Origin of the sequence: Pelolinea submarina (assembly GCF_003966975.1) — a bacterium.
GTDB lineage: Bacteria > Chloroflexota > Anaerolineae > Anaerolineales > Anaerolineaceae > Pelolinea > Pelolinea submarina.
On the sequence record NZ_AP018437.1, the window covers coordinates 2516270 to 2529232 of the forward strand.

Here is a 12963-nt window from a genome sequence, read left to right on the forward strand (position 1 = left end):
ACCTCTTTCTTTTCGTATTTTTATTTCACAGTTGCTGACTTCAATGATTTAATAAAATCGCAAATTTTTTCTATTGGTGTATTGGATTGAATCAACCTTGTCACCGCGGACCCAACCACAACCGCATCCGCCTTGACCTCATTTACAACCAGTTCAATATCTTCCGGTGTGTTGATGCCAAAGCCAACCATGATCGGCATCACTTTCCCATATTTCTCCTGGACAGCACGTATACGGGCAACTGCTTCCTTTAAATAAGGGACATTGACGCCGCCAGTTGAACCGGTCACGCCCGGCGTTGCCGTGAGGAAAATAAATCCATCCACGTCGGTGGCTATACGCCGCAGCAATTCATAGTTCCGGCTGCCTTCTTCGGCCAGACTGATACCGTCGCAGAAATTGATGTTGTAAATCCCCTTCTTCCTCAGTTTGGCGTGAATACCCAGCGGATCATTTGTACGATAGGATGCGTAATCCGGAATTTCTACGCCATCCAGATCCGATTCAAGGAGTAAATCCACAAAATTATCCACACCCATCCGCACAATAACCGACGTATACAACATTGGCAGAATTGGGAAATCCGCATGCCGGTCTCTGATTTGCTTTCCGAGGAAGATCGCCTTTTCTCCATCAATGCCGGTCTCCAGAGATTGTTTATGATTCTTTTGCATGGGAGTTCCATCCAGCCATGGTACGCCGCCAGGTGTTCCCAATTCAACGTAGTCCAAACCGCTTTCAATAAACCCGTCGATTAATTCATTAGATCTACTTAAATCAGGTCCGATGCTGGGTAAATAAGTCATCAAACAGGCTTCATTTTTCTTTTTGGCATCGTCAAACATCTTGTCGATACGATTCATCAATACACCTACCCTTTGGTCGCTTCTTTTAATTCCCGAGTAAACGGTTCGATTTTTTCAATGGTCTCGCCTGCCTGAAGCCGTTTGGAAATCGCGCTTCCTAACATGACGCCGTCGGCCCCCACTTCACGGATACTTTGGCGGACCTGTTCCGGTGATGAAATTCCGCAAACAACCACGATCGGGGTATTTACTTTAAATTTTTCTTCCAGTTCTTTCACGCGATCCACGGCCGGTTTTAATTCGTCCACGGGCAGCGTGGACTTGGTACCCGATACGCCGCCGGGTTGGGCAATCATGAACAGGAAACCTTTTGATTTCTTGATCAACTCACATAACAAGGCATATTCCCGTGTTCCTTCTTCAGCCATGGCAAGTTTTGTCGCGATATCCACAATGAAATACACATTCTTGGATAACAAACTGGACACAAAGCCCAATGAATCATTTTGACTGACATAGGCGTAATCAGGAATATCCACCGCATCCATTGAAGCGTCGGCACAACCTTGAACATAATTCGCTTGCCCATATCTGAAAACCGGCCCCATAAAGTTAATGGTCAGCAACGGCCAATCAGGGTACTTGTTACGGGTAAATTTCATCAAGTCAAATGAATCGGAGCCCTTAACGGATTGCTCAATCGCTTCCAATTGATGGATCTGCATATTATTGCCTTCCATCCAGGGATATCTTGTCGGGACTGCAATCTCAATAGTGTCTGCACCGGCTTCATAGAACATATCAATGATTTCGTTTGAAATGCTGAATGGTGCTTTATCACCCGGCGCTAGAGGGATCAATACACCCTCATTATTCTTATGAAGTTTGTCAAACATCCTGTCGAGACGGTTTTCCATCAATCCTCCTCAACGATCAAGGCAATACCGCTCTGGTCAACCGCCACGATTGCGGAATCGAAATCTTCAGCGAAAACCCGATCCACATCGCCGTTTTCCCAACATTGGATTAATTCGGGAGAGAGAATTTCTTCCTTCTCACCTCGCAGGACAATTTTTGAATACATGCCGCAATAACATTCTTCCTGTTCCCCATCGATCGGTTTTTCAACCGAGATTATGCGAACATCGGTATTTTCGAATGCTTTAAAAACGGCGATTGCTGACGTTCCCGGGTATCCGCCGGCCAGGATCGCGTCGGGAAGGCTGGGTAATTCACTATCGACTGCTTCACGCAGGATTTTTGAATATCCTTCCACAAAACCCGAAGTGATTGAAAGGAATGGATAAGGGCCGACATTGGAATGTACCGGAATAAATAAAGCAGTACTGATATTGGAGATACAGTATTGAAATGCGTAAAGTCCAGGATCATCGAACAGCGTTTCGCATTTCTCCACTTCAACCATTGCACCGGTCTTATTTAATGTTTCAACCAGCATCCGGTCTTTTCCAATTTCCTTATTTAGTGCAATGTACGGTTTCAAATCAAGCGCACGTGTTCCTTGCAGGAATAAATCCAGATCGCTCCTGCTGTCCACCGCAAAGGCTGGTGTCAGTTTCAGATACTTCGCCAGGGCAAGGTAACCGGAAATCACAAATTGCCTGGTCAATGAAGCTGTCCTGTAAACATCCGTATTCAATATTTTGCCGATAAATTTGATTTCAATATCTTTCGGTTTCATTGCAATTAAGGCTGTTTCCCAGAGTGAAAGGAAATCGGCATTCGACTTGATCCCGGAAATAACGTCGGCAAACCCATCTAATGCAGGCGAAAATGGATCCGGCACATACATTCCTCCGAATTTTCCATATTCAACTTTTAAATCGGGGGAAAAATTAGTGTTTAGTGATTCTTTTTTTAATGTCATTTGGTTCTCCTAAGTGTTTTGTTTCGTTTTATATTGACTGTTTATTCATTACTTATGTCAGAAAAATATGACGTCAGTATTTTTCTCAATTCAGAGGGATCTTTTTCTCCAGTTCTTTGGAGCATTTCCATAGTTGGTTCTTCTCGGAAGATTTCGAGAATTTTTTGAATGATCACGATTTGCGATTTGGGATTGGGCAGAGACAGCATGAAAACCATTTTTGTATCGATCGTCTCGCCATCCTCTCCCCCCATCAATCCAAAGGTTACCGGCTTTTCCAAAACGCCAACCGCGAGTGCTTTTCTTAGGCAATATTCCGAATCCGTATGCGGCAGCGCGGCCGGAATTTTTGTCGGCATTCCTGTTGGGAAATTGTGCTCCCTTTCAATAACCGCGGCCTGAAAATGCTCATTGACGGCTTTTTGGGCATATAAACTGCCGGACAATTTCTCCAGGACTTCGGTTGATGTCCCAACATTCATCTTGTCTACAACAATAAGATCAAAAAACGATTTTTCCATTTGCTTAACAACTTCCATTTCCAAAATTTATTTCTGTTGTTCGATCAATCATTTATTTCGTCCTTGATCAAACAGAACTTCCTTAATCAAATCAATATCGTCATTCGTTAACAACGGACTGACCTTTATGACCGGCAGATCGCGATCGATAATATTGATTGTCGTGATAATTGCGTCCAATTTTGTTTTCTCAACCTGGCTGAGCCGTTTAATTGGGACAACATCGACAATCGTAATTTCCGGGAATTCACTTTTTAGTCTCGATACGACCATCCATACCGTAATTCCGCCGCTTGGGCAAACGACAATGACTCTTTTTCCTTTGTTGGATTCATCTTTCATTTCTTTGGCCAACACCATATACATGGTCAGGTAATTGGCTTCTTCAATGGGAATTCGAATTCCATGCTCATTTCCGATCCCGTCATTAATTTCCTGAATAGATTCGGCAGTTGCCTGCCATATACGCGGATACATGTACTGAATCTGCTCGCTCAACTTATTTCGGATGGGAAGGTTCAATTTAATTCTTAAAACCTGCCTGGAGATGTGATCCTGTAATTTCTGTCTGACTTGGGGATGATTCAAGTCCTCATCAATTTTCGCGCCAACACGCTCTAATAACTGGTCGGTGATTTCTTGGGCAATTTGGTCTTGCATGAATAATCCCGCTTGATCCGAATTGACCTTTCCTCCGCGAATTGAACCCAACAATTCCATGGTAAATTGAACAATTTCTTGTTCAGGCAGGCTTAACCCCGTCATCTTGTTTAATTTCTCGGCGGAAGCAGCAACTGCTTCAAATTCAGGAGTTCCCTTAACCAGATCCAGCTTTTCCTGATCAGGTTCAATACAAAATCCCGACTGGATGTGGATTTTCATGATGGCCCAATACAAAGCCAGATAAAGAATGATCGATTCAGATAAAGTGGCGTGGATTTCCTGCAAAATCCGGTTGACCTCGCGCCACGCGTCCTGGATTTTCCACGGGAAAATTTGCATGATTATCTGCAAACTACCCTCCGGTAATTTGTTCAAATTACTACCGCTGGTGGCTTTCCCCCAAATACAAAAATTAAGCAGCTCGGATTCCAGATCCAATTCGAATAGCAAGGAGATTAAAGCATGCCGAATATCCTCTAACCGTCCATTGGCTTTAATTCCTCTATGAGGTTCTCTTAAGAGAGGAATATTCTTTTCGGCCAGCGCCGCTTCGACATTTTTCAAATCCCGGGTAATCGTTGAGCGGGCAACAGATAATCTCGATTGCAGCTCCACGCCTGAACAATAATCCGGATTTCGCAGCAAATCGAATATGATAAGCGAGATGCGATCCTCAGGAGAAAAAATATCGACAATGGGAATTTCCTGGTTGACCTTTTGCACAAGGTCTTTACGGTCTTTGTCTGAAATTCGCAGCAGCAAACCATTGTGATGGACCAGCGAAAAATCGACGGCCTCTTCGTTCAACCATTCTTCAATGTAAGGCAGGTTGTAGCGAATTACGCGCGCGGGCAAATCCAGTTGCAAGCTAATCTTTCTGATCGATAATGGATCAGTTGTATTCAAAAGAAATTTAAGTATGCGTGCTTGCCTTGAATTTAAATAGGTCATATTTGCATCCTTTTTCATTATAGGAATTCGGCCGGCTTATTTTCGTCAAAATGTGCCGATATCTTTTCATTCTTGATTGACAATTTGAGTACATATACATACTATAAGATGTTTATTTCCATATTTACAATAATGTATATTTTTATATTTTATGGATTCAGAACGATTATTCCAAATGTCAAACGGGTTTATGCCAGTACACTTTGCGGTCACACTGATTACGGCAAAACCCCAATAATTGCCCCATCTATATTGCTAAGAATTAACTCATCCAGATTTTCCATGCAATTCAATGCCAAACAGGCAGCTTAAATTGGCTGCTCGTTTTTATTCTGAATAATCAGTCTGTGTTTATCTGTTGTTCTAAAGAGAAAGCTGGAACCGGATTCATCCCATAATTTATATTGTTTTGAATTTAATAAATTGATTTCTTTATTAGAACATTTATGCTATAATATGAGTTGTATAATTTTGCTTAATTAATGAATTAAATCGGAGATAAGCTATGCCCGCTAAATCAACCAATTCCACCCAACCCGAAATTCCTAACCAACCCGCCGGCAAAGGCGACGAGGCCAAGCAGGCCGTCCTCAATAAAGCCCTGGATGACATCACCAAACGCTACGGCGAGGGTTCCATTGTGCGTCTGGGCGATGCGCATCATCTGGAAGTGGCCGCCATCCCCACCGGCTCCATCTCGCTGGATATCGCGCTGGGCGTGGGCGGCGTGCCGCGCGCGCGCGTCACTGAAATCTACGGCCCTGAATCCTCCGGCAAGACCACCATCTGTCTGCACCTGGCCGCTGAAGCCCAAAAGATGGGCGGTACGGTTGCCTTTGTAGATATGGAACATGCTCTCGATCCGGCTTACGCCTCCAAAGTAGGCGTGGATATTGAAAACTTGCTGATCTCCCAACCCGACACCGGCGAACAGGCTCTTGAAATTGTGCAAACCCTGGTGCGTTCCGGTGCGCTGGACCTGGTTGTGGTTGATTCGGTCGCAGCATTGGTGCCCCAATCAGAAATCGATGGGGATATGGGCGACGCCACCATGGGCATGCAGGCCCGCCTTATGTCCCAGGCGCTGCGCAAACTCTCCGGCGCTATCAACCAAACCCGCACCGCGGTAGTCTTCACCAACCAACTGCGCCAGAAGATCGGCGTTTACTTCGGCAATCCGGAAACCACCCCGGGCGGTATGGCGCTCAAATTCTACGCTTCTGTGCGCATGGACGTGCGCCGCATCCAATCCATCAAATCCGGCGCCGAAATCACCGGCAACCGCACGCGCGTGCGCGTGGTCAAGAACAAGGTTGCCCCGCCCTTCCGCACCGCTGAGTTTGATATCATGTACAACGAAGGCATCTCACGGGCCGGCGATATCATCGACCTGGGTTCCACCCTCGATGTCATCACCAAACGCGGCGCCTTTTACTCATTCGGCGATACCCGCATCGGCCAGGGCCGTGAAAACGCGAAAGAATTTCTGCGCCAAAATCCCGAGCTGTTTGCGGACATTGAAAAAGCCGTGCGCGAGCAAGCCATGGGCGGCGGGTTGAACATGTTCGGCATGGACGACGGAGATTCGCCGGTCGAAGAACCTGAAGAATAATAAACCGGAACAGGGAGTGTGATTCACCTCCCTGTTCTTTTTTTATCTTAAGTAATGCTCTCCTATTAACTTTCCACCTCTTTATCTCGTTCGCACCCCCTCCTGGCAAGAATATTGCACCTCTTATGGGTGATGAAAGCAACATACTCTTCTCACACCAAGTCATCGCTCTGGATTACCCTGACCGGTATCATACTGGCCCTGCTTTTGTGTTTGGTAGGCACCGGTATGGTTATGGTTGTCTATCCGCAGTCGAGTTCATTTTTCGGATCGATTCTTTCAACCGGTGAAAAATTGGCCTCGCTGGACCAGGGCGGATTGTTCCAGGCCGCGCAGCCGACACCCTTCCAGCCCGGCCCGGTTTATACACCCATGCCCGCACCGCAGCCGGACGCCGAATCGCAGAATCAAACCGATGGATCTCAGGTTGCTTATGCGCCTGATGCCAATCAGTCCAATCAACCGCAGGCGGATGGAATTGCCAACACTGGGGATGAAGCGGAAAGCAATGTAGAAATCCCCATGTCCTCCTATGTCAACGGATTGAAAGGGACGCCGCAGCTCTACACCCTGGATTGTGAAGCCCAGGCCTCGGTGGATTGGGCCAAGTATTTTGGAGTGGATATCAATGAATTGGAATTCATTGACCGCATGCCCAAATCTGACGATCCCGAAAGCGGTTTTGTCGGCAGTATTAATGGCGCCATGGGCCAGCTGCCGCCAAACGATTACGGCATCCATGCCTCGCCTATCGCGGCCTTATTGAAAGAATACGGGCTGCCGGCCAAAGCCAAACATGATTGGGATTTCGCCGGTATCAAACGAGAAATAGCCGCGGGGCAGCCGGTCATCGTTTGGATTGTCAACATGCCCTTTGATATCGACGCACGGGAATATACTGCCACCAACGGCAACACCACCACCGTGGCACGCTTTGAACATACCTGGATCATCACCGGTTACAATGCCTCCACCGTTACCGTGGTGGACAGTGAATGGACTTACAATGTAAACATCGATACTTTCCTGCAACGCTGGGAAGCCCTGGGAAAACAGGCGGTCATCTACACCGGCGACTAAGCCTCTCGCGCTACTGCAACCAACCGGCCATTTTTCCGTATATCGTATTGAAATTCACGATTTGCTTAACCAAGCAGAAGGAGAGATGATGTCAACTAACGATATGCCGACCGGAGGAAAACGCTTCGGTTATTTCTTGTCCATCCTGATTAACTTTGCCATGATTTATATTGCCAATAACTTGCTGGTCTGGAATGTACCCTTCCTCACCAACGATTTCATGCGCTGCTTGTGGGCCATCAACCTGTCTTTTGCGGTTTCCATATTTACAAACTTTATTTTCATCTTCTTTGACCGCAAGTGGTTTCATAGCCTGATGGAAGCTTTCGGTACGGTTTTCTCATTTCTCTCGACCTATGTATTTTGGCAGGTCTTCCCTTTGGACATTAACGAAACCTGGGTCTACTGGGTCAATATCGGTTTGGTCGTTCTGCTGGTTTTGACCGCGCTGTCCTTTATTTCGCAGATCATGCGCGCCATTCGGCAGTACCGCCACAGCGAATCCGCCTAAATACTAATTATGCAATGATCAAACCTTGCCGTAGCGGTACGCGGTGATCTCAGCCAGCATCGCCAGGGCAATTTCTTCGGGAGTCCGCGCGCCGATATCCAATCCCACCGGCGCGTGGATTTTTTCTATCTGCTCCATTGGAAATCCTTCTTCCGCCAGCAATTTAAAACGGCGCGCTTTTGTCGTGCGCGAGGCCAACATACCGATATAGGTCGCGTCCGCCTTCAAAGCCGCGCTCGCCGCCGGTAAATCCAGCTTGTCATCGTGGCTGGCCAGCAGCACGTAATCCGCGTTGTTCAGCTTGATTTTCTCCATTCCCTCAACCGGCCATTCTCCAAGCATTTCATCGATTTCAGGAAAACGCTCATCGGTCGCGAAAGTTTTTCGTGGGTCAATCAGGATGGTGTAATAACCCAGCAATTTAGCCATTTTCACAAACGCGATGGATACGTGCGCCCCGCCAATCACAACCAGGCGCGGTGCGGGCTTGCCCACATCCACGTAAACCTGTCCTGCGGTGGTCTCGATAATCTGCGATGCTTCCGTGCGCATCATTTCCTCTAAGCGGGAGAATTGGCTGCGCTCCACCCAGGCGGCGGCATTGCCGTCGATTTTTCCATCACGGTTCTCTAAAATGCAGGAATGCCCGAATCTTTTTCCGGAAAGCAGTACCAGCATCATGAAAGGCATGCGCTGAGACTGCAAATGGGCAATCTTATCCACTACAATACGATCAAAGCTGCCTTCTCCATTGGAGTTAATTGGCAGCAGCATGACGTCAATTTCTCCGCCGCACATCAGCCCAACCGACCAGGCGGTGTCATCGCTGACGCCGTAATGCAGCAGCTTGGGCTGCCCGCTGCGCATACAAGCCAGGGCTTCCACAATGACCGCGTTTTCCACACATCCCCCGCTGATCGAGCCGACAATACTGCTGTCCTGGCTGATGGCCATCTTGGCGCCCACCGGCCGCATGGCAGAGCCCTTCTTGTTCACAACTATCGCGATGGCAGTTTGCTTGCCTTCATCTAACCATTCTTTCAATGCTGCGATTACTTCGTCCATGCGTGATCCTTTTATCTAATATTATTTTTATATTCTATATACGTAGAATAGACACTGCCTGCGTATCTTTATTATAAATAAGTATGGAGGTTATGATGAAACAAAATATGAGTTCAACCGATCGCATCATCCGCGCGATTGTGGCTGTTGTTCTTGCGGCACTGATCTACTTCAATGTACTCACCGGAACAGCCGCCGTTGTTCTAGGCATTATTGCCGGCATTTTTTTGGTAACTGCATTGATTGGCTTCTGCCCGCTCTATGCCCTTTTTAAATTATCTACCAATAAATAAGAATTATCGAGCAATCCGGGAAAAAAGAAAAGAGACCGCGGGAACGGTCTCTTTTCATATTTAATAACCTTGTTGAAATGGGTTTAGGTACCCTGCTCCCATGAGTGCAGGTACTTCTCCTGTTCGGGGGTCAGCGTATCGATCTCCACGCCCATGGCTTCCAACTTCAGGCGCGCGATTTCCAGGTCGATGTCCTGCGGAACACCGTAAACGGTATTTTCAAGTTTGTCGGCATTTTTAACCATATATTCCAGGCTGAGCGCCTGGTTGGCGAAGGACATATCCATTACGGAAGCCGGATGGCCTTCGGCAGCGGCCAGGTTGATCAAACGGCCTTCGCCCAGAACATGAATGCGCCGTCCGTCTTTCATGGTGTATTCATCCACGAAGGGGCGTACCAAACGCTTGGTAGCAGCCATCTCTTCCAATGCCGGAATGTTGATTTCCGCGTTGAAGTGGCCGGAATTAGCCAGGATAGCGCCGTCTTTCATCACTTCGAAATGGTGCTTGTCAATCACGTTCAAGTCGCCGGTCAGCGTGCAGAAGATATCGCCTTCCTTGGCTGCTTTCATCATCGGCATTACGCGGAAACCGTCCATAACTGCTTCCAGTGCCTTCAGTGAATCGACTTCGGTCACAATAACGTTGGAACCCATACCGCGGGCGCGCATGGCTAAACCGCGTGCGCACCAGCCATAGCCGACAACCACGAAGGTTTTGCCCGCCAACAAGATGTTGGTCGCGCGGATGATGCCATCCAAAGTGGATTGGCCGGTGCCATAGCGGTTATCGAAGAAATGTTTGGTCATGGCATCGTTGACCGCGATGATCGGGTAGGTCAACGCGCCGTCGTGTGCCATCGCGCGCAAGCGAATCACACCCGTGGTGGTCTCTTCCGTGCCGCCCATGACGTTATCCAGCAGCTCACGGCGGTCTTTATGCAGAATGCTCACCAGGTCCGCGCCGTCGTCCATGGTCAGATGCGGTTTGTGATCCAAAGCAGCATTGATGTGCTTGTAATACACTGTGTTGGTCTCGCCTTTGATGGCGAAGGTGGGGATTTCGAAATTGGAGACCAGCGCCGCGGCCACGTCGTCCTGCGTGGAAAGCGGGTTGGAAGCGGTCAGCACAACATCCGCGCCGCCGGCTTGCAAAGTGGTCATCAGGTTGGCAGTTTCAGTGGTCACGTGCAGGCACCCGGAAATGCGCAATCCCTTCAAAGGTTGTTCCTTCTTGAAGCGTTCGCTGATGCTCGCCAATACGGGCATTTCACGCGCCGCCCATTCCATGCGCAGTCGGCCGCCTTCTGCCAAACTCATGTCTTTTACATCATAATTATCCATTGATTTCTTCCTCTTTTTTGTGATTAGATCAGAATATCCAGAGCGCCCTGGTCGTCAAAATTCTCCCGGTAGCGCTGGACAAATTCCAAATGAGTATAGGTATGGTTCTGGGTACCTCGGTTCTCCAGGCAGTACGTGGCTGCCAACGCGCCCATTTGCCCACAAGTTTGCCAGTCCAAACCCAAACGCTGGCCACGCAGGAAACCGCCGCGGAAAGCATCACCCACACCGGTTGGGTCGGCAACTTTCTTGGGAGCCACTGCGGGAATCTTGAAATGATTATCTTTTACCCAAATATCCGATCCGCATTCGCCGCAGGTGATTACCACGAATTCTACCTCATTTCGAATAGCTTCCGCGCTCATGCCGGTGTGTTTCTGGATCAATTCGAATTCATATTCGTTGATAAATAAGCTCTGCGCGCCGATGATACCATCCCGAATATCGTCCGGTGCGTTGCGGACAACCTGTTGTCCGGGGTCGTACAGGTATGGGAAGTTCAGCTCTTCACATTCCTGTGCGTATTTTGCCATGGCGGTCGGGTCGTTCGGTGAAATCACGACCAAATCGACATCGGACTTAACCAAATTCTTAATCGACAAGTCTTTGGCATATGCCATTGCACCGGTATAGAAACTGGCGATCTGGTTATTTGACAAATCTGTGTTGGCGAAGAAAGATGCGGTATAAACGCCATCGATCACTTCCACCAGGGATGTGTCCACTCCATTGTTGCGCAGCCATGCGCCATAATCATCGAAATCCTCGCCGACTGTGCCCATCAATTTGGGCTTCTCGCCCAACAGCGCCAGGTTATAAGCAATATTGGGAGCGGTACCGCCACGTTGGCGCACCATGGAATCGACCAAAAAGGACAGGCTGATCGAATCCAGCTTATCGGGGATGATGTGATCTTTGAAATAACCGGGGAAGGACATTAAGTAATCATAGGCAATTGAGCCTGTGCAGATGATGGACATTTGCAGCTCCTTAAGATTCCTGCATAATTTTTGCAAGATGAATTTCAAAAGGCGGATAAATTACGCCTTTTTCAGTTACTATACCGGAAATGAGTTCATGCGGGGTTACATCAAAAGCCGGATTGCGTGCGCTGGCGCCTTTCGGTGTAGCGGGTTGGTTCTGAAATTGAATATTCAGCACTTCATCCTGGTCTCGCTCTTCGATCGGGATCTCGTCCCCGCTGGCTAATTCCATATCGATGGTCGAAGTGGGTACTACGCTGTAAACCGGTACGTTATTGGCGTTGGCGGCCAATGCCAGCATGTAGCTGCCGATCTTGTTGGCCACGTCCCCATTGCGCGCCACACGGTCGCCGCCGTAAAAGACCTTGTTGACCTGCCCGGTATGCAGGAAGTAACCCGCGGCGTTATCGCTGATGATGTCGTAAGGGATGCCATACTGTGAAAGCTCCCAGGCGGTTAAACGGGCGCCCTGCAGGCGCGGGCGGGTTTCGTCCACCAGCACGTGGATGTGCTTGCCCTGTTCGTGCGCCATGCGGATCACGCCCAAGGCCGTGCCCCAATCTACTGTCGCCAGTGCGCCGGTATTGCAGTGATGAATGATGGTATCGCCATCGTTGATTAACTCGGCGCCGTAAGCCGCCATGCTGCGGTTCAAAGCCACGTCTTCATCCGCCATGCGTTGGGCTTCGTCCAGCAAAGCCGCGCGCAGATCCGCGGTGGAGGAATAAGTATGTCCGGCCACGCCCAGCATGCGTTTCAGCGCCCAGGGCAGGTTTACAGCCGTCGGCCGTGAAGCGCCCAGCACTTCGGCTGCCTGATTGAGGTCTGCACGCAACATATCAACGTCCCCGGCTTGCGATTGCTGCGCAGCCAGCACGATGCCAAAAGCAGCAGCTACACCGATAGCCGGTGCGCCGCGGACTGCCATGTCTTTAATTGATTGGTAAACGGATTGGTAGGTATCGAGGGAGATGAGTTCCAATTTTGAGGGTAACACCCTCTGGTCGATCATCTTAAGCCGCTTTGCGGTAGAATCCCATTCCAATGTCCGCATGTACACCTCACCAAAAAAAAGGCGCTCAATCTGAGCGCTCTCCAGCATTAACCGATTCAGTTTAACATGGGTTGGGTCGTTTGTCAAAGCCAGATGCCTTTTCGTTTTACAGTATACAAATAATTGTGATGGTAAGCGGTATACATTCCAACTTGAATGCCAACTCCCTCCCCCTGAAAGCTTGCCAATCCTC

Annotated in this window: 13 protein-coding genes; 4 read left to right on the forward strand and 9 right to left on the reverse strand. The window is 48.6% G+C overall.

Features of this window, described 5'->3' with window-relative positions; translation table 11 throughout:
* Window positions 1-20 precede the first annotated feature (20 nt).
* Genes trpA (Pelsub_RS11065) through Pelsub_RS11085 form a run of 5 tightly spaced genes read right to left on the reverse strand, consistent with a single transcriptional unit; the run spans window position 21 to window position 4745 of the window.
* Window positions 21-863: a tryptophan synthase subunit alpha gene (gene trpA / locus Pelsub_RS11065; RefSeq protein ID WP_116223676.1), complete on the reverse strand. Its 843-nt coding sequence runs from the start codon at window positions 861-863 to the stop codon at window positions 21-23.
* An 8-nt stretch (window positions 864-871) separates the two neighbouring features.
* Window positions 872-1723 (reverse strand): tryptophan synthase subunit alpha, encoded by an 852-nt coding sequence (gene trpA / locus Pelsub_RS11070; protein ID WP_116223675.1) that lies wholly within the window; start codon window positions 1721-1723, stop codon window positions 872-874.
* Window positions 1723-2694: a PALP domain-containing protein gene (locus Pelsub_RS11075; protein ID WP_116223674.1), complete on the reverse strand. Its 972-nt coding sequence runs from the start codon at window positions 2692-2694 to the stop codon at window positions 1723-1725. The genes trpA (Pelsub_RS11070) and Pelsub_RS11075 overlap by 1 nt, the downstream gene beginning before the upstream one ends.
* 41 nt (window positions 2695-2735) lie before the next feature.
* A complete protein-coding gene (locus tag Pelsub_RS11080; protein ID WP_116223673.1) occupies window positions 2736-3233 on the reverse strand; it encodes a PTS sugar transporter subunit IIA in 498 nt (165 codons plus the stop codon).
* A 30-nt stretch (window positions 3234-3263) separates the two neighbouring features.
* Window positions 3264-4745, reverse strand: a complete 1482-nt coding sequence (locus Pelsub_RS11085) for a BglG family transcription antiterminator (RefSeq protein ID WP_158675083.1) — start codon at window positions 4743-4745, stop codon at window positions 3264-3266.
* 589 nt (window positions 4746-5334) lie between these two features.
* Between Pelsub_RS11085 and recA the strand changes: the two genes are divergently transcribed.
* The 3 genes from recA (at window position 5335) to Pelsub_RS11100 (ending at window position 8032) form a co-directional block, all read left to right on the forward strand.
* Window positions 5335-6441 carry a recombinase RecA gene (gene recA / locus Pelsub_RS11090; protein WP_116223671.1) on the forward strand — a complete coding sequence of 369 codons (1107 nt, stop codon included), beginning with the start codon at window positions 5335-5337 and terminating at the stop codon, window positions 6439-6441.
* Between the two features lie 132 nt (window positions 6442-6573).
* Window positions 6574-7521, forward strand: a complete 948-nt coding sequence (locus Pelsub_RS11095; protein WP_116223670.1) for a C39 family peptidase — start codon at window positions 6574-6576, stop codon at window positions 7519-7521.
* Window positions 7522-7609: 88 nt separating this feature from the next.
* Complete coding sequence (locus Pelsub_RS11100) at window positions 7610-8032, forward strand: hypothetical protein (RefSeq protein WP_116223669.1); 423 nt, start codon at window positions 7610-7612, stop codon at window positions 8030-8032.
* Window positions 8033-8050: 18 nt separating this feature from the next.
* Here Pelsub_RS11100 and Pelsub_RS11105 read toward each other — a convergent pair whose 3' ends face one another.
* Window positions 8051-9097 (reverse strand): XdhC family protein, encoded by a 1047-nt coding sequence (locus Pelsub_RS11105; protein ID WP_116223668.1) that lies wholly within the window; start codon window positions 9095-9097, stop codon window positions 8051-8053.
* A 92-nt stretch (window positions 9098-9189) separates the two neighbouring features.
* On the opposite strand from Pelsub_RS11105, the gene Pelsub_RS11110 reads away from it, so the two are divergent.
* Window positions 9190-9390 (forward strand): YgaP family membrane protein, encoded by a 201-nt coding sequence (locus Pelsub_RS11110; RefSeq protein WP_198418347.1) that lies wholly within the window; start codon window positions 9190-9192, stop codon window positions 9388-9390.
* A gap of 83 nt (window positions 9391-9473) precedes the next feature.
* Here Pelsub_RS11110 and ahcY read toward each other — a convergent pair whose 3' ends face one another.
* Genes ahcY through mtnA form a run of 3 tightly spaced genes read right to left on the reverse strand, consistent with a single transcriptional unit; the run spans window position 9474 to window position 12776 of the window.
* Window positions 9474-10733: an adenosylhomocysteinase gene (gene ahcY, locus Pelsub_RS11115; protein WP_116223666.1), complete on the reverse strand. Its 1260-nt coding sequence runs from the start codon at window positions 10731-10733 to the stop codon at window positions 9474-9476.
* A 23-nt stretch (window positions 10734-10756) separates the two neighbouring features.
* Window positions 10757-11713, reverse strand: coding sequence for a carbohydrate kinase family protein (locus Pelsub_RS11120; RefSeq protein ID WP_116223665.1), 957 nt, complete (start codon window positions 11711-11713; stop codon window positions 10757-10759).
* Window positions 11714-11723: 10 nt separating this feature from the next.
* The gene (gene mtnA / locus Pelsub_RS11125; protein ID WP_162844823.1) at window positions 11724-12776 is read right to left on the reverse strand and encodes an S-methyl-5-thioribose-1-phosphate isomerase; all 1053 of its coding nucleotides are present in this window, start codon (window positions 12774-12776) and stop codon (window positions 11724-11726) included.
* Window positions 12777-12963: the final 187 nt, after the last annotated feature.